Genomic DNA, 20,016 nt, shown 5'->3' on the forward strand with positions numbered 1-20,016 from the left:
GTCTGAGTCCGACCATTAAGCCGGTGTTCCGCGCCCCGTCGCGCCCGTTTGCGTCATTTGGTGAGCCGTTCAACCGCCCAGCGCGCCGCATCGGCCACCGCCGGGTCTGGGTCTTCGGTCAGCCCCCGTGCCACCCCGGCCAATGCCGCATCGCCGGAATTGCCGATGGCATAGAGCACGTTGCGCACGAAGCGGTCCCGCCCGATCCGCTTGATCGGACTGCCCGAGAACAGCGCCCGGAACCCGGCGTCATCAAGCAATGCCAGCTCGGACAGTCTCGGCGCCGCCAATTCTTCGCGCGCGGCATAGCGCAGATCGCTTGCAGCCACCGCGAACTTGTTCCACGGGCAGGCCGCCAGGCAGTCGTCGCAGCCATAGATCCGGTTGCCCAGCTTGCCGCGCAATTCCTCCGCCACCGGCCCCTTGTGCTCGATGGTCAGGTAGGAAATGCAGCGCCGCGCGTCGAGCCGATAGGGTGCCGGAAAGGCCTCGGTCGGGCAGGCCGACAGGCAGGCGCGGCAGGATCCGCAATGATCGCGCTCAGGCGCGTCGACGGGCAGCTCCAGCGTGGTGAAAACAGACCCTAAAAAGGCCCAATTGCCGAAATCCCGGCTGAGCAGGTTGGTATGCTTGCCCTGCCAGCCCAGCCCGGCGGCCTGCGCCAGCGGTTTCTCCGGCACCGGCGCGGTATCGACGAAGACCTTGACCTCTGGCCGCGGGCCGGCGCCCGGCGGCAGCGGCACCCATTTTCCGGTCGTGCTGTCGCGGTTGCCGCCCTTTTCGACCGTGTCGATCAGCCAGCGCGCCAATCGCTTCAGCCGCTTCTTGACGATGTCGTGGTAATCGCGGTTCTGCGCATAGACCGAGATCGCGGCGCGGTCGCGCCGGGTCAGGATCGCGCGCGGATCGTGGTCGGGGGTATAACTTTCGGCCAGCATGAGGACCGAGCGCGCCTCGGGCCAGAGCGCGTGCGGATCGCCGCGCCAGGCCATCCGCTCCTCCATCCAGCCCATCTGCCCGTGCCAGCCCGCCGCCACGAATTCGGCCAGCCGGCCGGGCACCTCGGGCACGTCCCACGGGCGACAGATCCGGGCAGCGACGAATCCCTCGTCGCGCGCCTGCGCGACCAGGCGGCGTTTCAGCTCATATGCCGTGTCGTGATCCAACAGACCTCCGCCGGCGGTACCGCGTGCCGCCTCAGACCTTTTCGAACAGTGCGATCAGCGCGATGTCGTCCTTGTGCTCGCCCTGCGCCTTGTCGCCATAGATCCGAACCTCGGGCAGGCGCAAGTCGCGGATCGCGCGGCGGCTCAACGCCTCCAGCTTGGCGGCGAACCCGGCGGCGCGGTAATGCGCGGCATTGATCGAGATCGCGAACAGCGCCCCGGGCTTGGCCACCGGCAACAGCGCCTCCAGCGCCTCGGGGCCGACATGACCGGTGGTGAAGGTGCCCGAAGAGAGGATGCCGGCATAGCTCTCCGGCGCCATCGGCAGCCCCTTGGTCAGGTCGGCCTCGATCAACTGGCGATACACCGCCTTTTCCCCGGCGCGCGCCAGCATCTCGGGGCTGATGTCGGTGGCGTCCAGCGGGCCGACGCCCAAACCGGAGAGAGCTGCGCCGCACAGGCCGGTGCCCGCGCCCACGTCCAGCACCGGGCCCTGCCCGCCGGCCTCGGCAAAGGCGCGGGCGGTGCGCACGTGCAACCGGTAGTCCTGCGCATCGGCGAAACTGCTGTCGTAATCCTCGGCCCAGCTGGCATAGAGGTGCCGCGAATCCTCGGGCGTTTTCAGGTCATAGGCGGCTTCGAGATCGGGGGTTTTGTCTGTCATGCCCCCAACAAGGCCCAGCGCGGGACGGAAATCAACCCCGCAGCCGGGCTTGCAAGCGGTCCCGCGCCCGCGCATCTAGGGGGGCATGAGCAAGACGCTTCTCTGCATCGGCCACGGCTATTGCGCCCGGGCCCTGGCGCGGCACCTCCTGCCCCGGGGCTGGCGCATCCTCGGCACCACCCGTCACGCGGACCGGGCCGGGGCACTGGCCGAAACCGGAATCACGCCGCTAGTCTGGTCGGGGCAGGGGGCCTTGCCGGAGCTGGACGTGGCCACGCATCTGCTGATCTCCGCCGCGCCGGGGCCGGATGGCGACCCTGTTCTCGCCACGCTGGGCGAGCAGATTGCCCGCATCGCGCCCCGGCTCGATTGGGTCGGTTACCTCTCCACCACGGCGGTCTACGGCGATCACGGCGGCGGCTGGGTCGACGAGGACACGCCGCTGACCCCGGCCACCGCGCGCGGCAAGGCCCGCGTGCAGGCCGAGGCGCAATGGGCCGCCCTGCCGCACCTGCCGCTGCACATCTTTCGCCTTGCGGGCATCTACGGCCCCGGGCGCGGTCCTTTTGCCAAGGTCCGGGCCGGCACGGCGCGGCGCATCGTCAAGCCGGGCCAGGTGTTCAGTCGCATCCATGTCGACGACATCGCCCGGGTGCTCGCCGCCTCCATCGACCGGCCCGACCCGGGCGCGGTCTACAATGTCTGCGATGACGACCCGGCCCCGCCGGAAGAGGTCATCGCCGAGGCCGCCCGCCTGCTCGGCCTGCCGCTGCCGCCGCCCGAACCCTATGACGCGGCCGAGATGACACCGATGGCGCGCAGCTTCTACGCCGAGAACAAGCGGGTGAAAAACGACCGGATCAAGCGCGACCTCGGGGTGCAGCTGCTTTATCCAGATTACCGCGCCGGGCTGGCGGCGCTGCTGGCCGAAAGCGGCGCGGGATGAGCGGCGACACGGTGCCACAGCCCGGCAGCCTGACCGGCCTGCTCGATGCGCTGGACGCGGCCGCCACCGGCCCCAGCGTCAGTGTCGCCGACCTGTTGACCCATATCGGCGACCGTTCCTTCACCCCGGTGATCCTTGCCGTCGCGGTGCTGCTGGTCTCGCCGATCTCAGGCATCCCCGGCGTGCCGACGCTCTCGGCGCTGGTGATCGTGCTGATCGGCGCGCAGGCGGTGTTGCGGCGGCGGCATCTCTGGCTGCCCGGCCCGCTGATGCGGCGCCGGATCGCCTCCGACCGGTTCCGCCGCGCCATCGCCTGGTTGCGCCGCCCCTCGTCCTGGATCGACCGGCATTCACACGCCCGGTTGCGCATCTTCACCAGCGGCCCGGCGCGGCTGGCGGCGTTCTCGCTCTGCGTGCTGGTGCCGATGATGTGGCCGGCGTTGGAGCTGGTGCCGATGGTCACCTCGCTGGGCGCCGCCGCCGTGGCGCTGGTGGCCTTCGGGCTGCTCACCCACGACGGGCTCTACGTGCTGCTGGGCTACGCCATGTGCGGTGCCATGGGAGCGGCGGTGATGGCGCTGGTGGGGGGCTGACCCCCACACCACACCGATCTGTCACGTCACGCGCAGACGCCCTCAGGCCCGTTTCCCCGCGATCGAGGCCACGCCCAGCACCTCGAGCACCTTGGCCTCGATCTGCGCCGCGCCAAGGCCCGCCACCGCGTACATGTCCGCCGGGCTGGCCTGGTCGATGAAACTGTCGGGCAGCACCATCGAGCGGTATTTCAACCCGCTGTCGAACACGCCCTCATCGGCGAGAAGCTGGGCCACGTGGCTGCCGAAACCGCCCACCGCGCCCTCCTCGATGGTGATCAGCGCCTCGTGCTCCGCCGCCAGTCGCAGGATCAGCTCCCGGTCCAGCGGCTTGGCAAAGCGCGCATCGGCCACCGTCGGGGAAATCCCCCGCGCCGTCAGCGCCTCCGAGGCCGCCATCACCTCCGACAGCCGCGTGCCGAAGGACAGGATCGCCACCCGCCCGCCGTCGCGGATCATCCGGCCCTTGCCGATCTCCAGAACCTCGCCGCGCTCGGGCAATTCCACGCCCACCCCCTCGCCGCGCGGATAGCGAAAGGCGATCGGCCCGTCGTCATGGGCAACGGCGGTGGCGACCATGTGCTTCAGCTCGGCCTCGTCGGCGGCGGCCATCACCACCATGCCCGGCAGGTTGGCAAGAAAGGCCACGTCGAAGGCGCCCGCATGGGTCGCCCCGTCGGCGCCGACCAGCCCGGCCCGGTCGACTGCAAAGCGCACCGGCAACCGCTGGATCGCCACGTCATGCACCACCTGGTCATAGCCGCGCTGCAGAAACGTCGAATACATCGCGCAAAACGGTTTCATCCCCCCGGCGGCCAGTGCTGCGGAAAAGGTCACCCCGTGCTGCTCGGCGATGCCGACATCGAAACAGCGCGACGGGAATCGCTCCGCGAACAGGTTCAGCCCGGTGCCATCCGGCATCGCCGCCGTCACCGCCACGATCTTGTCGTCGCGCGCGGCCTCCTGCACCAGCGCCTCGCCGAACACGCTGGTATAGCTCGGCGCGTTCGACGGTGCCTTTTTCTGCTCGCCGGTGACCACGTCGAACCGGGCGGTGGCATGGCCCTTGTCGCGCGCCGCCTCGGCGGGGGCATAGCCCTTGCCCTTCTTGGTCAGCGCGTGGATCAGGATCGGTCCGGTCGCCCGCGCCTTGACCATGCGCAGGATCGGCAGGACCTGGTGCAGGTCGTGGCCGTCGATCGGCCCGATATAGGAGAACCCCAGCGCCTCGAACAGGGTGCCGCCCATCGCCATGCCCTTGAGCATGTCCTTGGCGCGCTTGGCCCCCTCGCGGAACGGCTCGGGCAGGAAAGAGATCGCCCCCTTGGCCGCCGCCTTCAGCTCCTGGAACGGCTCCTCGGCATACAGCCGCGACAGGTGCGCCGACAGCGCGCCGACCGGGGGCGCGATGCTCATCTCGTTGTCGTTCAGGATCACGATCAGCCGCTTGCCCAAGTGGCCGGCGTTGTTCATCGCCTCAAAGGCCATGCCGGCACTCATCGCGCCATCACCGATCACCGCGATGGCATCGCCCAGCCCCTCGGGCACCACCCCGCCCAGGTCGCGCGCCACCGCGAAGCCCAGCGCGGCACTGATCGACGTCGAACTATGCGCCGCGCCGAACGGGTCAAAGGGACTCTCGCTGCGCTTGGTGAACCCGCTCAGCCCGTCCTTTTGCCGCAGGGTGCGGATGCGGTCGCGCCGCCCGGTCAGGATCTTGTGCGGGTAACACTGGTGGCTCACGTCCCAGATCAGCTTGTCGCGCGGGGTGTCGAACACCGCGTGCAGCGCCACGGTCAATTCCACCACCCCCAGCCCGGCGCCCAGGTGGCCGCCGGTCGCGCTCACCGCCGAGATGGTCTCGGCGCGCAGTTCCGCGGCCAGCTGGATCAGCTGGCTGTCGCTCAGCCGCTTCAGGTCGGCCGGGGATTCGATCCCGTCCAGCAGCGGTGTGTTCGGTCGATCTGGCATCTGCGCCTCCTTCGGCAGCAGCGTCTAGCTTTCGCGCGAGATAACGAAGCGCGCCGCCTCCCGCAAGGGATCGGCCCGCTGGCCGTAGGGGGCAAGCGCCGCTTCGGCCTGCTCGGCCAGCGCATTGGCACGGGCCCGCGCGCCCTCCAGGCCCAACAGCGAAACAAAGGTTGCCTTGCCGGCCTCGGCGTCCTTGCGCAACCGCTTGCCGGCCTTCGCGGCGTCGCCCTCTTCATCCAAGATGTCATCGGCGATCTGAAAGGCAAGCCCCAGCGCCCGCGCATAGTCCGCCAGCGGCGCCGTCTCCGCCCCGGCCAGCCGCGCCCCGGCACAGGCCGCCCATTCGATCAGCGCCCCGGTCTTGCCCGCCTGCAACCGGGTGATCTGCTCCAGCGACAGCGGTGCCTCGGCGGCCTCGGCGGCAATGTCCAGCGCCTGGCCCAGCACCATCCCCTGCGCGCCCGAGGCCCGGGCGAGGCTCACCGCCAGGTCGGCACGCACCGTCGCCGCGCCGCAATCCTCGTGCGCGGCCAGCTCGAAGGCCAGCGCCTGCAAGGCATCGCCCGCCAGCACCGCCGTGCCCTCGTCCCACTCCACATGCACCGTGGGGCGGCCCCGGCGCAGGTCGTCGTCATCCATGCAGGGCAGGTCGTCATGCACGAGGCTGTAGGCATGCAGCGCCTCGATCGCGCAGGCGGGCCAGATCGCCCGCTCCGGTGCCACGTCGTGCAGCCGCGCGCCCTCCAGCACCAGGAAGCCGCGCAGCCGCTTGCCGCCGGTCGTGGCATAGGACATCGCCTGCACCACCGGCAGGGCATCGAACCCGACCAGCACGCGATCGAAATGCGCCTGGATGCGCGCCGCATCCCCGGCCAGCCGCTCGGCGAACATTACTGGCCTTCGACCGGCTTTATGCCCGTCGGGGTGCCGTCCGCGTCCAGCGTGATCGCCGCGACCTTTTCCTCGGCGCGCTTCAACTCGTCCTCGCAGCGTTTCTTCAGCTTGGCGCCGCGCTCGTACAGCGCGATGGATTCCTCCAGCGCCACCTCGCCACGCTCGAGCCGGTCCACCACCGACTCCAGCTCTTTCATCGCCTGTTCGAAACTCATCTTCTCGACGGGTGTGCTCGGGGGGGTCTCAGTCATGTCGCGGCCTTCATCAGTTCTTCCACATGCGCCTTGGCCGATACGGCCAGCGCGTTCAGATCATACCCGCCCTCCAAAGTCGAGACGATCCGGCCCCCGCACAGCGTATCGGCAAGTTTGCACAGCTCGGCGGTCAGCCAGGCATAATCCTGCACCTCCCACTCCAGCTGCGCCAGCGGATCGTCGCGATGGGCGTCGAATCCGGCCGAGATCACGATCAGCTCGGGCCGGAAGGCGCGCAGCCGGTCAAAGGCCGCGCCCCAGGCCGTGCGCATCTCGGCGCTGCCGCTGCCCGGCGGCAGGGGCAGGTTCAGCACGTTGTCATAGCCGCCGGTCTCATGGGCCTGCCCGGTCCCGGGCCAGAGCGGCAGCTGCTGGCTGGTGATCACCAGCGCGCGCCGCTCCCCCGAGAGCAGCTCTTGCGTGCCATTGCCGTGATGGACGTCGAAATCCACCACCGCCACCCGCGACAGCCGGTGATGCTCCAGCGCGTATTGCGCTGCCAGCGCAGCGGTGCCGAACAGGCAGAACCCCATCGGCGTTTCCGCCTCGGCGTGATGCCCCGGCGGGCGGGTGGCGCAAAAGGCATTGCCGACCTCGCCCGCAAGCACCAGGTCCACCGCCCGCAGCGCGCCGCCGACGGCGCGGAACGCCGCCGCGAGCGAGCCGGGCGACATCCAGGTGTCGGCGTCCAGCTGCACGATCCCGGCCTCGGGCCGACGGTCGCGCAATTCCTGCAGATAGGCGGCCGGATGCAGCCGCAACACGTCGTCCTCGGCCGCCAACGGCGCGGTCACGCGCCGCAACTCCAGCGGCTCCAGCGCCTGCAGCACGCGCTCCAGTCGCGCCACCTGCTCGGGGTGGTCGGCCGGGGTCTCGTGCCCGAGACACTCGGCATGGGTGATCAGGGCGGTGGTCATCGGCTCTCCCGTCTTTTTCTGGCCGGAATCACGTGCGCTGAAAGCGAACCCCGCCTTCGCTCCGACCGCCTCAGTCCGGCGCCAGCATGTAGCCCGCGCCGCGTACCGTCTGCAGGTAGCGGGGCTGTTTCGGGTCGGTCTCGATCTTGCGCCGCAGCCGGGTGATCTGCACGTCCACCGCCCGCTCCTGCGCCTGGCCCCGGTCGCGGCCCAGGTCCTCGACCAGCTTGGCGCGGCTCACCGGCTCGCCTGGGCAGGCGGAAAAGATCCGCATCAGCTGGCTTTCGGTGGCGGTCAGCCGCACCAGCTCATCGCCCTGCCACATCTCGCCGCGCTCGATGTCATAGCGGATCGGCCCCAGGTTCAGGATCTTGGGCACCGCCTGTTCCGCCGGGGTCTCCGGCATCCGCCGCAGGATCGCGTTGATACGGAGCAAAAGCTCCTTGGGCTCGAACGGCTTGGCCAGGTAATCGTCGGCGCCCGCCTCCAGACCGGCGATCCGGTGCTCGGTCTCGCCCCGCGCGGTCAACAGCAGGATCGGCGTGCTCAGCGTTTCGCGCAGCGACTGCGTCAGGCTCACCCCGTCCTCGCCCGGCATCATCACGTCCATCACGATCAGGTCGAACTCGAGCCCCGCCAGGATCCGCCGCGCATGGGCCGCATCGCGGGCGGCCGAGACCAGGAACCCGTTCCGCACCAGGAACTTCTGTAGCAGCTCGCGGATGCGCTCGTCATCGTCCACGATCAGCAGGTGGGCGTCCATCGCGGTCATCCGGCGCTGTCCTTCAGCCGCAGGTAACAGCGGTGCATGTCGCCATCCATCATCGATTCCAGTACCTTGCGAAAGCCCGCCACCGCCTCCGGCCCGGCCTCGCGGTAGGCGGCGCGCATCCGGGCGCGCTGGGCATCGGAGAGAGTCGCCTCCAGCTCGTGCCCGGCCTCGGTCAGGTAGAGATGCCGCTCGCGCTTGTCGAGGTTGCCGACCCGGCTCTCGACCAGCCCGTCGGCGATCAGCGTCCGCAGCACCCGGTTCAGCGATTGCTTGGTCACCCCGAGGATGGCCAGCAGGTTGTTCACCGTGGTGCCCGGCGCGCGGTTGATGAAATGGATCGCCCGGTGATGGGCGCGGCCATAGGCCAGCTCGGCCAATATGCGGTCGGGATCGGCGGTGAACCCGCGATAGGCAAAGAACATTGCCTCGATGCCCTGCCGCAGTTGCTCGTCGGTAAGAAACAGCAGGCTCTCGCCGCTGTGCACCTGCGCCGTGCGCCCGTCCGTCATGGTCGTACCCATCCCTGCTGGCAGCCTTTCTGATCCTGTCTTGGAGAGTTTACGTCAGTCTTATTGACATTCCAAGACCAGACCGATATCGAATCGCATCTTTTGCGCAACTTTATGTCCGACTCGGACGCGAAGCTGCAACAAAAGGAAACCGCACAGAAGAATGGAGAATGTGCAATGTCGGGATATGATGACCGCGACGGCAAGATCTGGATGGATGGCCAGTTGATTGACTGGCGTGAGGCGAACGTACATATCCTGACCCACGCGCTGCATTACGCGAGCTCGGTATTCGAGGGCGAACGGTGCTATAACGGCAAGATCTTCAAGGGCGTCGAACACTCCCACCGGCTGCGCAGTTCGGCACAGCTTCTGGACATGGAGGTCCCCTATTCGGTCGAAGAGATCGAGGCGGCGAAATATGCCATGCTCAAGGCCAACGGCTGGACCGACGCCTATGTGCGCGCGATTGCCTGGCGCGGCGCGGGCGAGGACATGGGTGTCTCGGCGGCGCGCAACCCGGTGCGCCTTGCGGTGGCCGGCTGGGAATGGGGCGCCTATTACGGCGACGCCAAGACCAAGGGTGCCAAGATCGGCATCTCGCGCTGGAAACGGCCCAGCCCCGAGACGATCCCGGTGCACGCCAAGGCCGCCGGCCTCTACATGATCTGCACCATGTCCAAGCACGAGGCCGAGGCCCAGGGATTCTCGGACGCGCTGTTCATGGATTATCGCGGCTACGTGGCCGAATGCACCGGCGCCAACATCTTCTTCGTCAAGGATGGCGAGGTGCATACGCCGCTGCCCGACAGTTTCCTGAACGGGATCACCCGCCAGACCGTGATTGGCCTGCTCAAGGAAAAGGGAATCCGGGTCTATGAACGCCACATCGAACCCTATGAACTGGAAGGGTTCGAGCAAAGCTGGCTGACCGGCACCGCCGCCGAGGTCACCCCGGTCGGCCAGATCGGCGATTACCATTTCGAGGTTGGCGCGCTCACCCGTGACATTGCCCAGACCTACGAGGAACTGGTCCGGCGCTGACCGCAACCGATGATTGACCGTCATACCGGCGGTTCCGTCAGGGGGCGCATTCCGCGTCCCCTGACCCGCGAAAGGCACCCTTGACGGCACCCCGCGCATTGCCTAGGACTACCGGCGCTGAGCGGGCGTTGTGTAGTGGTAAGACCTTAGCCTTCCAAGCTAATGACGCGGGTTCGATTCCCGCCGCCCGCTCCAAGCTTTCTTCCCCACATCGCAAGCGCCCCGCGCAACATGGCGCAAGGTGTTGATGTGGCGCAGGAAACCGCGCCCGGCCGCGCCTAGTCCTCCGGCCCCACCAGCGCCGCCGAGCGCCCCAGTTTCTCCAGCATCTGCAAACAGGCCTGCATCTGGTCGAGGCTGACGAACTCGTCGGGCTTGTGCGCCTGCTCGATCGAGCCGGGCCCGCAAACCACGACCGAGGTTCCCATCTTCTGGAACAGCCCGGCCTCGGTGCCGAAGGGCACCACATGGGCGCCGTTGGCCCCGACCAGCCGCGATATCAGGTCGCGGGCGGCATTCTCTTCCATCGGCAACAGCCCGGCGACCTCGCCGATCACCTCGGTTTCGATCCAGGCTTCGTCGCAGACCGCGCGCATCGCCGGCAGCAACTCGTGATCGACATAGGCGGCGACCGCCTCCTTGACGAAATCCACGTCCGCGTCCTGCACCGGGCGCATTTCCCAGTCGACCTCGGCCTTGCCGGCGATCACGTTATGCGCCACGCCGCCACTGATCCGACCCACGTTCAGCGTGGTCCAGGGCGGCTCGAACCGGCCGTCATCGGGCGCGCGCAGCATCAGCGCCTGCCGCAGCTCCATCAGCCGGGTGACATAGCGCGCCGCGTATTCTGCCGCGTTCACCCCCCGCTCGGGCGATGATCCGTGCCCCTCCAGCCCGGAAAACCGCACCGTGTACTCGCAACAACCCTTGTGCCCCTCGATCACCCGCATCGAGGTCGGCTCGCCGATCACCGCCATCGCCGGGCGCAACCCGCGCTTTTCCAGCTCGGGCACCAGCGCCCGCGCGCCAAGACAGCCGACCTCCTCGTCATAGGTAAAGGCGAAATGCACCGGGCGGCGCAGATCGGCCTGCGCGAATTCGGCCGCCATCACCGTCGCGGCGGCGATAAACCCCTTCATGTCGCAGCTGCCGCGACCATAGAGCAGCCCGCCCTCCTCGCGCAGGGCAAAGGGATCGCCGGTCCAGTCCTGGTCCTCGACCGGAACCACGTCGGTATGACCCGACAGCATGATTCCGCCCGGCCCTTCCGGCCCCAGCGTGGCAAACAGGTTGGCCTTGCGCCCGCTGGGATCGGCAAACAGGTCCACCCGTGCGCCGACCGCCTCCAGCCGCTGCGCCAGCTCGGCGATCATCGCCAGGTTGCTGTCGGAAGAGACCGTCGGATAGGAAATCAGCCGCTCCAGCAGCGCCACGGTTTCACTCAGCCGCGCGCTCATGGTTTGACGAACATCTTTCGTGGCCGGTTGCAAAAGGTCTCCGCCGGCCCTTCGTCGCGGATCAGGATGCTCTCGGTGATTTCCAGCCCCCAGTCGAGCATCCACAGCCCCGGCATGAAATGGAACGTCATGCCCGGCTCCAGCACGGTTTCATCCTCGGACCGCAAGGAGATGGTCCGCTCGCCCCAGTCCGGCGGATAGCTCAGCCCGATCGGATAGCCGCAGCGCGCGCCGCGCTCGATCCCGGCCCGCTCCAGCGGTTCGGCCAGCGCATTGGCGATGTCACAGGCCCGGTTGCCCGGCCGCGCCGCCTCCAGCCCGGCCTCCAGCCCCTCGATCAGCGCCGCCTCGGCCCGCAACAGGAAATCCGGCGGCGTGCCGAGGAAGATGGTGCGGCAGAACGGCGCGTGATAGCGCCGATAGCAGCCCGAGACCTCGAAAAAGGTCGCATGTCCGGTCTCGAACGGCTTGCCGTTCCAGGTCAGGTGCGGCGCCGCGGCATCCGGCCCCGAGGGCAGCAGCGGCACGATCGCCGGGTAATCGCCCCAGGCCCCCTCGACACCGCGAATCGCATCGCGAAAGATCTCGGCCACCACGTCGTTCTTGGCGACGCCCGGCTCGACCCGCTCCAGCAGCCCGTCGACGATCTTCTCGGAAATCGCGGCCGCCTTGCGCATGAAGGCGATTTCCGGCTCCGATTTCACCGCGCGCTGCCAGTTCACCAGCGCGGTCGCATCCACCCAGAACACCTGCGACAGTGTCGCCGAGAGGGTCTCGAACGCCTTGGCCGAGAAATAGTAGTTGTCCATCTCCACGCCGATCCGCCCCTGTTCCAGGCCCAGCCCGGCCAGCCGGGCCGACAGGTCCTGCATCGGGTGCCGCTCGGTCGATTGCACGTAATTGTCGGCGTACCCCCAGACCCGGTCCTCCTCCATCCAGACCGTGCGCAGCGCGCCGTTGGTGTCCTGGTTGCGGCCCCACCAGATCGGATCCTCGTCCGGCAGCACGATCACGCCCTGGTGCACGTAGAACGACCAGCCGTCGTAGCCGGTCAGCCAGGCCTGATTCGACGGATCGGTGACGATCAGGGCATCCAACCCCCGTTCGGCCATCTCGCGGCGGGTCAGATCCAGCCTGCGGCGGTATTCGTCGCGGGAAAAAGGCAGATCAATCACGGTCATTTCGCGCCTCGTCACACTGTCATGGAGTCGGCCCATATGGACACAAGCACTCGCGCGAACAAATATTTTTTTGCCCGGCCCTTTGACCCAGCGCAGAGCGCGCGAAATGCAAATCCGGCGCGCTGAAAAATTGTGCAACGCATCATGTTGTGGTGTCGCTTTTTTCACCCACAATAGAGCCTGTATAAAGGTCCCGCGCGTCGACCCCGGTCCCGTCTTTTTTCGTTAACGGGTTGCACTGTGGCCGCTAACAGGTTTTATTTCATTACAGAAAGCGGCGCAGATCGCAGAATAACGATTATCACGGGGAGCCACTCTTGGCCGATACATCAAGCAACGATGCGTTCGTCGAATTCGAACGCGTGCAAAAGAGCTATGATGGCGAGACGCTGGTCGTCAAAGATCTCAACCTGTCCCTGCCCAAGGGCGAGTTTCTGACCATGCTGGGCCCGTCGGGATCGGGCAAGACCACCTGCCTGATGATGCTCGCCGGGTTCGAGACAGCCACCCACGGCGAGATCAAGCTCGACGGACGGCCGATCAACAACATCCCGCCGCACAAGCGCGGCATCGGCATGGTCTTTCAGAACTACGCGCTGTTTCCGCACATGACGATCAACGAGAACCTCAGCTTTCCGCTCGAGGTCCGCAAGATCGGCAAGTCCGACCGCGAGGCCAAGGTCAAACGCGCGCTCGACATGGTCGAGATGGGCGCCTTTGGCGGCCGTCGCCCGGCCCAGCTCTCGGGCGGTCAGCAACAGCGGATCGCACTGGCCCGCGCTCTGGTGTTCGAACCGGAACTGGTGCTGATGGACGAACCGCTCGGCGCGCTCGACAAGCAGCTGCGCGAAAAGATGCAGTTCGAGATCACCGACCTGGCGCACCGCCTCGGCATCACCGTGGTTTACGTGACCCACGACCAGACCGAGGCGCTGACCATGTCCGACCGCGTGGCGGTGTTCGACGATGGCCGGATCCAGCAGATCGCGCCGCCGGACGAACTTTACGAAAGCCCGCAGAACAGTTTCGTCGCCCAGTTCATCGGCGAGAACAACACGCTCGAAGGCACCGTCAAGGAACTCAGCGACGATCTGGCGCTGGTTCAGCTCGACGGTGGAGAGTTGATCGACTGCATGCCGGTCAACGTCCACGCCGTGGGCGAGCGTACCAAGGTGTCGATCCGGCCCGAGCGTGTCGAATTCCAGAAGGACCGCCTGAAAGAGGGGGCGCACCTCCTCAAGGCGACGGTCAAGGAATTCATCTACATGGGGGACGTGTTCCGCACGCGCCTCAGCGTTGCCGGCAACGATGAATTCATCATCAAGTCACGCAACGCGCCGGACCAGGTCCGCCTGAAACCGGGCGAGCAGATCGAGATCGGCTGGCTTCCCGAGGATTGCCGGGCGCTCGACGCGTGAGGGGCACGAACGTGCCGAAACCCCGGCGCCCAGACCGGGGGAAAAACAAGGAAACGCGAACAATTCGACGCGAAAACCACAAGGAGAGTCCAATCATGAAACTCAAATCGCTTGCCGCGCTGGCCGCCAGCACGGCGCTTCTGGCCCCGATGGCCCATGCACAGGACATGGCCGACAGCATGACCCTGGTCAGCTGGGGCGGTGCCTATCAGACCAGCCAGGTCAAAGCCTATTCCGACCCCTACAAGGCCATGCACCCCGAGGTCGAGATCGTCTGGGATTCCAGCTCGAACGAGGCGGTCGCCAAGCTGCGCGCCATGGCCGAGGCCGGCAATGTCACCTGGGACCTGGTCGACGTCGTCGCCTCTGACGCCATGCGCCTGTGCGACGAGGGCCTGGCGATGGAATACGACCCCGAAGACCTGCTGGCCGCGGCGCCCGATGGCACCTCGGCGGCGGACGACTTCGGCGACCTGATCGTCTCCGACTGCTTCATTCCGCAGATCGTCTACTCGACCGCCTTCGGCTATCGTACCGACCTGGTCGGTGACACCCCGCCGGACGACATCTGCGACGTCTTCGACCTCGAGGCCTACCCGGGCAAGCGGTCGCTCGAAAAGCGTCCGATCAACAACATGGAATGGGCCCTGCTCTGCGACGGCGTCGCCAAGGACGAAGTCTATGACGTGCTGGCCACCCCCGAGGGGCAGGAAAAGGCCCTCGCCAAGCTCGACACCATCAAGGACAGCGTGATCTGGTGGTCCGCAGGCGCCGACACGCCGCAGCTTCTGGCTGATGGTGAAGTCGTGATGGGCTCGACCTACAACGGGCGCCTGTTCTCGGTCATCGAAGAACAGCACCAGCCGGTTGCCATGCTCTGGGACGCGCAGGTGTTCGACCTCGACGGCTGGATCATTCCCGCCGGCCTGCCCGCCGATCGCCTGGCCCGCGTCAAGGACTTCGTCAAGTTCGCCACCGACACCCAGCGTCTGGCGGATCAGGCCAAGTACATCTCCTACGGCCCGGCCCGTGCCTCCTCGGCGCCGCTGGTCGGCAAGCACGCCGACCTGGGCATCGACATGGCGCCGCACATGCCGACCGATCCCAACAACGCCAAGAACACGTTCCTCTACAACTACGAGTTCTGGGCTGACTATCGCGACGACATCGACGCCAAGTTCCAGGCGTGGCTGGCCAAGTAAGGCCCTGTCGTGACGATTTCCGGATGGGCCCGCTCGGGGCCCATCCACCCCCGGCCTGCCACGGTGCCCTGCCCACGGGCGACGGTGCCGCCGCAGGACAACCGCCCCGGCACCCTCGGGGCACGGAACTTGAACGCCACGCGACCGGCCCCGCCGTCGCAACGGCGGAGGGCACATAGATGAGCGACCTCAAGAGCACCGGACAACAGACCGCCGACGCCCCCACCCCCGACGATGCCCTGCACGAGGCGGCATCGCTCGCCGCGCGGGAACGGGCACAGGCCCACGGCAGCGCCGCAGATGATGGCCCGGTCCTGTCCGCCGACGGCACCCCGCTCAAACGCAGCCTCGCCCGCGCCCTCCGAATGCAGAAGTTGCGCGCGCTGGCACTGATCGCGCCGCTGCTGATCTTCATCCTGCTCACCTTCATCGCGCCGATCGCCGACATGCTGTTCCGCTCGGTCGAGAACCAGATCGTCTCGGAAACCATTCCCGAGACCGTGGTCGCGCTGGCCGACTGGGACTCCGAGGGCGGCTCGCCACCTGCCGAGCCGGTGTTCGACGCGCTTTACGTCGATCTCTTCATCGCCGAGGAACAGAAGCTTCACACCCGCCTCGGCACCCGCCTGAACTACGAGAAAACCGGCATCTCCTCGCTGTTCCGCAAGTCCGGCCGCCGCGTCGGGCGGTTTGACACCGACAGCTATACCGACCAGATCACCGCGCTGGACGAAACCTGGAAGGATCCCGCAACCTGGGTCGCGATGATGCAGTCCGACGCCAACCGCGCCGCGCTGCCCTTCACCGCCCGCAGCTGGGATCGCTGGACCGCCTATCTCGTCTCCGAGGGCGACGACCCCGCCAAGGAGAAGATCGAGGATTTCCTCTTTACCACGCTGTTCCTCGACCTGCGCGAGACCGGCGGCAACGGCGCCACCGATCCCCGCATCGCCAAGGTCGCGGCCGCCCTCGACGGGTTCGAGACGGTCACCCTGTCCGAACAATTCGCCAAGGCCGACAAGGACTGGCTCGATCCCGAGGTCTGGGGCACCATCAAGGCCTTCGCGCCGCCCTATACCGGCGGCTACTTCCTGAACGCCATCGACATGCAGAAAACCCCGCACGGGATCGAGGCACGCCCCGAGAACCAGCGGATCTACATGACGCTGTTCAAGCGCACGATATTCATGTCGATCATGATCACCCTGTCCTGCGCCCTGCTGGGCTACCCGGTGGCCTGGATCCTGGCCAACCTGCCGTCCCGCACCGCCAACCTGCTGATGATCCTGGTGCTGCTGCCGTTCTGGACCTCGCTCTTGGTGCGCACCTCGGCGTGGAAGGTGATGCTGCAACAGCAGGGGGTGATCAACGATACGCTGGTCTGGCTCGGGCTGGTGGCCGACGACGCGCGGCTGGTGATGATCAACAACCAGTTCGGCACCATCGTGGCGATGACGCATATCCTGCTGCCGTTCATGATCCTGCCGCTCTACTCGGTGATGCAGACGATCCAGCCCACCTACCTGCGCGCCGCCAAATCTCTGGGCGCGACCAACTGGACCGCCTTCTGGCGGGTCTATTTCCCGCAAAGCGTGCCGGGGATCGGCGCCGGCTCGATCCTCGTCTTCATCCTGTCGATCGGCTATTACATCACCCCCGAGATCGTCGGCGGCAACACCGGGACGTTCATCTCGAACCGGATCGCCTATCACATCTCGTCCTCGCTCAACTGGGGGCTGGCCGCCGCGCTCGGCTCGATCCTGCTGGCGGTCGTGATGGGGCTCTACTGGGTCTACGACAAGATCGTCGGCATCGACAACGTGAAGCTGGGTTAGGGCGATGACAGGCACGCGCATATCCCATCACCGCCCCGACCCGGCGTCGGCGAACATTCGAAACGGAGGCTGAGACGTGGCTGCACTGACCCCGATTTTCCGCACACCCGTCACCTTCTACGTGCCCGTCGTGGCCGCGGCGGGGGCCTTTGCCGGCCTCTTCGTCGGCACCGCGCAGGGCAGCGGCCTGCTCGGCATCATCGCCGGCGCCGCGCTGCTGGCGATCCTCGCGCTGGCCGGAACCCGGCTGGTCGACAACGAAAAGGCGGTGCGTTGGGGCATCGTCGCGCTCTTCGTGGTCGGCGGCTGGCTGATCGGCGGGGCACCGGGGCTCGTGCTCGGCCTCGGCTGGTTCTTCGGCTGGTTCACCTTCTGGACATACGAAGGCCGCTACCGGGCGAAGCTGCCGCCCTATCTGACCCAGGGACAGGTGCTCTGGCACTATGCCTTCCGGGTGATCTGTGGCGCCATCCTGGTGTTCCTGATCACCCCGATCCTGGTGGTGATGCCGCTCAGCTTCAACGCCGAGGATTTCTTCACCTTCACCCCCGAGATGCTGCGCTTCGATCCGGCCGGCTACTCGCTCAAGCATTACCGCGATTTCTTCACCAACGACGATTGGCAGCAGGCGCTGAGGAACTCGGTGATGATCGCGCCGGTCGCGACCTTCCTCTCGGTCAGCTTCGGCACCCTTGCCGCGATCGGGCTGAGCTCCGAGCACGTGCCGTTCCGCCGCGCGATCATGGCGATCCTGATCTCGCCGATGATCGTGCCGCTGATCATCTCGGCGGCGGGGATGTATTTCTTCTATTCCCGCATCGGGCTGCAGGGCACCTACCTGGGCGTGGTTCTGGCACATGCGGCGCTGGGCATTCCCTTTGTCATCATCACCGTGACCGCGACGCTGGTGGGCTTCGACCGCTCGCTGACCCGCGCGGCGGCCAACATGGGCGCCGATCCGGTCACCACCTTCTTCCGGGTGCAGATGCCGCTGATCCTGCCCGGCGTGATCTCGGGCGGGCTGTTCGCCTTCATCACCTCCTTCGACGAGGTGGTGGTGGTGCTCTTCGTCGGCTCCGCCGGGCAAAAGACGCTGCCGTGGCAGATGTTCACCGGGCTGCGTGAACAGATCAGCCCGACCATCCTTGCAGTTGCGACGATCCTGGTGGGGATCTCGATCTGCCTGCTCACCGTGGTCGAGATGCTGCGCCGCCGCTCCGAACGCCTGCGCGGGATGAGCCCGAGCTAACCCCGACACGAACACCGACAACGGACGCCCTCGCAGACCTTTGCGGGGGCGTCGTCGTTTCGGGGGCAGCGATGCCATTGACCGGGGAACCCGGTCGCTCACGTTTGCGCGAGCGGCACTAGACGACCGGTCTATTATGCCATACCTGCCACCCCATGACAGAGGTAAGCAAATCCGATCTCACGCGAAAACGCATCCTCGATGCCGGGCGCGCACTGGTGCTCCGCAACGGGTTCTCGGGGGTCGGGCTTTCGCGGATCCTGAAGGAAAGCAAGGTTCCCAAGGGATCGTTCTATTACTACTTCGCCTCGAAAGAGGCTTTCGGCACCGCGCTGCTTGCGGAGTATGTCGACAGCTACCTTGAACGCGTCGATGCGCTGATCGCGGAACCGGGACCGGCGGGCGACAAGCTGGACCGGTTCTGGGAGGCCTGGCTGGCGCATTCCGGTTCGGCCGGGATCGCTGGCGAATGCCTCGTGGTCAAGCTCGGCTCCGAGGTCGCGGACCTCTCCGAGGACATGCGCAAGACCCTCGACAAGGGGGTCGACGCGCTTGTCGCCCGCATCGCCCACCTGCTGCGCCAAGGCGCCCGGGACGGATCGGTCCGGGCGCTGGACGATCCCGACACGGCGGCCCGAATGCTCTATGCGAAATGGATCGGCGTTGCGGTGCTGGCCAAGCTCGCCCGCAGCGACGCACCGCTGCGCATGGCCCGTGCCGAAACCTCTGCACAGCTCTCCCCGACCGGGGACCCAACCAAAACCTGAAAGGAAGACCAGCATGTATGCTGCCATCCACGACACCTTCGGCGAACCCGCCGAGGTCCTGACTCCGCGCGAGATCGAGACACCCACCCCCGCCGAAGGCGAGGCCCTGATCCGCATGGTGCTCTCCCCGATCCACAACCACGACCTGTGGACGATTCGCGGCAACTACGGCTACAAGCCCGAGTTGCCCGGCGCCATCGGCGGCTCCGAGGCCCTTGGCATCGTCGAGGCGGTCGGCGCAGGCGTCGATGCGGATCTGGTGGGCAAGCGCGTCGTCGCGGCGGGCGTTCACGGCACATGGGCGGCCTATTTCACCGCAGATGCGGCCACCCTCCTGCCGCTGCCCGACGCGATCCCCGACGAGGCGGGCGCGCAACTGGTGTCGATGCCGTTCAGCGCGCTGTCGCTGCTGGAAACGCTCAAGGTCGGCAAGGGCGACTGGCTGATCCAGACCGCAGCGAACGGCGCGGTCGGCAAGATCATGGCGGGCCTGGCCAAGGCGCGCGGCATTCACCTGCTCAACCTCGTTCGCCGCGAGGAGGCCGCCGAAGAGTTGCGCGCCGCCGGGATCGACAACGTACTGTCGACCTCGGACGCGGACTGGATGAGCAAGGCGCGTGCCCTGATCGGCAAGGCTGGCGCGGTCTCGGCCATCGACTCCGTCGGCGGCGAACTGGCCGGCGATCTCGTGCAGCTTCTGGGCATTGACGGCGAACTGGTGGTCTTCGGCACCGCCACCGGCCAGCCGCTGTCGATGTCCTCGGGCGACCTCATCATGAAGCATATCACCGTCAAGGGCTTCTGGGGATCGCGGGTCAGCAAGGAGATGGCGCCGGAAACCCGCTTCCGCCTGATCGGTGAACTGGTCGGCCTCGCCGCGCAGGGGCAATTGCCGCTCGATACCGGCGGGACCTATCCGCTGGCCGAGGCCGCCGAGGCGATGAAGGCCGCCCTTACCCCCGGACGCGGTGGCAAGATCATGCTGCGGCCCTGACGGCCTGAACGGGACACCACCGGCTTCGGGACCGAGGCCGGTGGATCCATCACGATCGCGATCACGATCTCGGGCGCGTTAACCCTTTTGCGCCCGGAAAAATGCGCTTCGGCGGGGTTTTGTACGAAACGCGCCGAAAACCCCCCAAATCGCTCTGAAAGCGGCCGGGCGGGGCAGGGCGGC

At 67.0% G+C, this 20,016-nt stretch carries 19 protein-coding genes and 1 tRNA gene; 10 read left to right on the forward strand and 10 right to left on the reverse strand.

Annotated features, from left to right (window positions below; genetic code table 11):
• Positions 1 to 53 precede the first annotated feature (53 nt).
• Positions 54 to 1,166, reverse strand: coding sequence for a tRNA epoxyqueuosine(34) reductase QueG (queG, locus tag ABWV23_RS10105; RefSeq protein ID WP_353347332.1), 1,113 nt, complete (start codon positions 1,164 to 1,166; stop codon positions 54 to 56).
• Positions 1,167 to 1,197: 31 nt separating this feature from the next.
• A complete protein-coding gene (locus ABWV23_RS10110; protein WP_353347333.1) occupies positions 1,198 to 1,830 on the reverse strand; it encodes a class I SAM-dependent DNA methyltransferase in 633 nt (210 codons plus the stop codon).
• Positions 1,831 to 1,915: 85 nt separating this feature from the next.
• Here ABWV23_RS10110 and ABWV23_RS10115 point away from each other — a divergent pair, with 85 nt between their 5' ends.
• Positions 1,916 to 2,776, forward strand: coding sequence for an SDR family oxidoreductase (locus ABWV23_RS10115; protein WP_353347334.1), 861 nt, complete (start codon positions 1,916 to 1,918; stop codon positions 2,774 to 2,776).
• Positions 2,773 to 3,369: an exopolysaccharide biosynthesis protein gene (locus tag ABWV23_RS10120; RefSeq protein WP_353347335.1), complete on the forward strand. Its 597-nt coding sequence runs from the start codon at positions 2,773 to 2,775 to the stop codon at positions 3,367 to 3,369. The genes ABWV23_RS10115 and ABWV23_RS10120 overlap by 4 nt, the downstream gene beginning before the upstream one ends.
• A gap of 42 nt (positions 3,370 to 3,411) precedes the next feature.
• Here ABWV23_RS10120 and dxs read toward each other — a convergent pair whose 3' ends face one another.
• The 6 genes from dxs to ABWV23_RS10150 all read right to left on the reverse strand — a co-directional run bounded on the left by dxs (position 3,412) and on the right by ABWV23_RS10150 (position 8,686).
• Positions 3,412 to 5,340, reverse strand: coding sequence for a 1-deoxy-D-xylulose-5-phosphate synthase (gene dxs / locus ABWV23_RS10125; RefSeq protein ID WP_353347336.1), 1,929 nt, complete (start codon positions 5,338 to 5,340; stop codon positions 3,412 to 3,414).
• 24 nt (positions 5,341 to 5,364) lie between these two features.
• On the reverse strand, positions 5,365 to 6,231 hold the full coding sequence (locus tag ABWV23_RS10130; protein WP_353347337.1) for a polyprenyl synthetase family protein: 867 nt from the start codon (positions 6,229 to 6,231) through the stop codon (positions 5,365 to 5,367).
• The gene (locus ABWV23_RS10135) at positions 6,231 to 6,485 is read right to left on the reverse strand and encodes an exodeoxyribonuclease VII small subunit (protein ID WP_353347338.1); all 255 of its coding nucleotides are present in this window, start codon (positions 6,483 to 6,485) and stop codon (positions 6,231 to 6,233) included. Before ABWV23_RS10135 ends, ABWV23_RS10130 begins: the two co-directional genes overlap by 1 nt.
• On the reverse strand, positions 6,482 to 7,405 hold the full coding sequence (locus ABWV23_RS10140) for a histone deacetylase family protein (RefSeq protein ID WP_353347339.1): 924 nt from the start codon (positions 7,403 to 7,405) through the stop codon (positions 6,482 to 6,484). The genes ABWV23_RS10135 and ABWV23_RS10140 overlap by 4 nt, the downstream gene beginning before the upstream one ends.
• Positions 7,406 to 7,475: 70 nt before the next feature.
• Positions 7,476 to 8,177, reverse strand: coding sequence for a response regulator (locus ABWV23_RS10145; RefSeq protein WP_353347340.1), 702 nt, complete (start codon positions 8,175 to 8,177; stop codon positions 7,476 to 7,478).
• Positions 8,174 to 8,686, reverse strand: coding sequence for a MarR family winged helix-turn-helix transcriptional regulator (locus ABWV23_RS10150; protein WP_353347416.1), 513 nt, complete (start codon positions 8,684 to 8,686; stop codon positions 8,174 to 8,176). The genes ABWV23_RS10145 and ABWV23_RS10150 overlap by 4 nt, the downstream gene beginning before the upstream one ends.
• A 177-nt stretch (positions 8,687 to 8,863) precedes the next feature.
• Between ABWV23_RS10150 and ABWV23_RS10155 the strand changes: the two genes are divergently transcribed.
• Both ABWV23_RS10155 and ABWV23_RS10160 read left to right on the forward strand, forming a co-directional pair.
• Positions 8,864 to 9,730, forward strand: a complete 867-nt coding sequence (locus ABWV23_RS10155; RefSeq protein WP_353347341.1) for a branched-chain amino acid aminotransferase — start codon at positions 8,864 to 8,866, stop codon at positions 9,728 to 9,730.
• Between the two features lie 121 nt (positions 9,731 to 9,851).
• Positions 9,852 to 9,925: transfer RNA gene (locus ABWV23_RS10160), tRNA-Gly, on the forward strand.
• An 83-nt stretch (positions 9,926 to 10,008) separates the two neighbouring features.
• Here the strand turns inward: ABWV23_RS10160 and argE are convergent.
• Positions 10,009 to 11,187, reverse strand: coding sequence for an acetylornithine deacetylase (argE, locus tag ABWV23_RS10165; RefSeq protein WP_353347342.1), 1,179 nt, complete (start codon positions 11,185 to 11,187; stop codon positions 10,009 to 10,011).
• Positions 11,184 to 12,368 (reverse strand): M24 family metallopeptidase, encoded by a 1,185-nt coding sequence (locus tag ABWV23_RS10170; RefSeq protein WP_353347343.1) that lies wholly within the window; start codon positions 12,366 to 12,368, stop codon positions 11,184 to 11,186. The genes argE and ABWV23_RS10170 overlap by 4 nt, the downstream gene beginning before the upstream one ends.
• 317 nt (positions 12,369 to 12,685) lie before the next feature.
• On the opposite strand from ABWV23_RS10170, the gene ABWV23_RS10175 reads away from it, so the two are divergent.
• The 6 genes from ABWV23_RS10175 (at position 12,686) to ABWV23_RS10200 (ending at position 19,833) form a co-directional block, all read left to right on the forward strand.
• Positions 12,686 to 13,786, forward strand: a complete 1,101-nt coding sequence (locus ABWV23_RS10175) for an ABC transporter ATP-binding protein (RefSeq protein WP_353347344.1) — start codon at positions 12,686 to 12,688, stop codon at positions 13,784 to 13,786.
• 95 nt (positions 13,787 to 13,881) lie between these two features.
• Positions 13,882 to 14,988 carry an extracellular solute-binding protein gene (locus ABWV23_RS10180; protein WP_353347345.1) on the forward strand — a complete coding sequence of 369 codons (1,107 nt, stop codon included), beginning with the start codon at positions 13,882 to 13,884 and terminating at the stop codon, positions 14,986 to 14,988.
• A gap of 179 nt (positions 14,989 to 15,167) precedes the next feature.
• Positions 15,168 to 16,823 (forward strand): ABC transporter permease, encoded by a 1,656-nt coding sequence (locus ABWV23_RS10185; RefSeq protein WP_353347346.1) that lies wholly within the window; start codon positions 15,168 to 15,170, stop codon positions 16,821 to 16,823.
• A 76-nt stretch (positions 16,824 to 16,899) separates the two neighbouring features.
• Positions 16,900 to 18,072 (forward strand): ABC transporter permease, encoded by a 1,173-nt coding sequence (locus tag ABWV23_RS10190; RefSeq protein WP_353347347.1) that lies wholly within the window; start codon positions 16,900 to 16,902, stop codon positions 18,070 to 18,072.
• 155 nt (positions 18,073 to 18,227) lie between these two features.
• A complete protein-coding gene (locus tag ABWV23_RS10195; RefSeq protein ID WP_353347348.1) occupies positions 18,228 to 18,839 on the forward strand; it encodes a TetR/AcrR family transcriptional regulator in 612 nt (203 codons plus the stop codon).
• Positions 18,840 to 18,852: 13 nt separating this feature from the next.
• The gene (locus ABWV23_RS10200) at positions 18,853 to 19,833 is read left to right on the forward strand and encodes a zinc-binding dehydrogenase (protein WP_353347349.1); all 981 of its coding nucleotides are present in this window, start codon (positions 18,853 to 18,855) and stop codon (positions 19,831 to 19,833) included.
• Positions 19,834 to 20,016 lie beyond the last annotated feature (183 nt).

The organism is Aquicoccus sp. SU-CL01552, assembly GCF_040365005.1.
Taxonomy (GTDB): Bacteria; Pseudomonadota; Alphaproteobacteria; order Rhodobacterales; family Rhodobacteraceae; genus Antarcticimicrobium.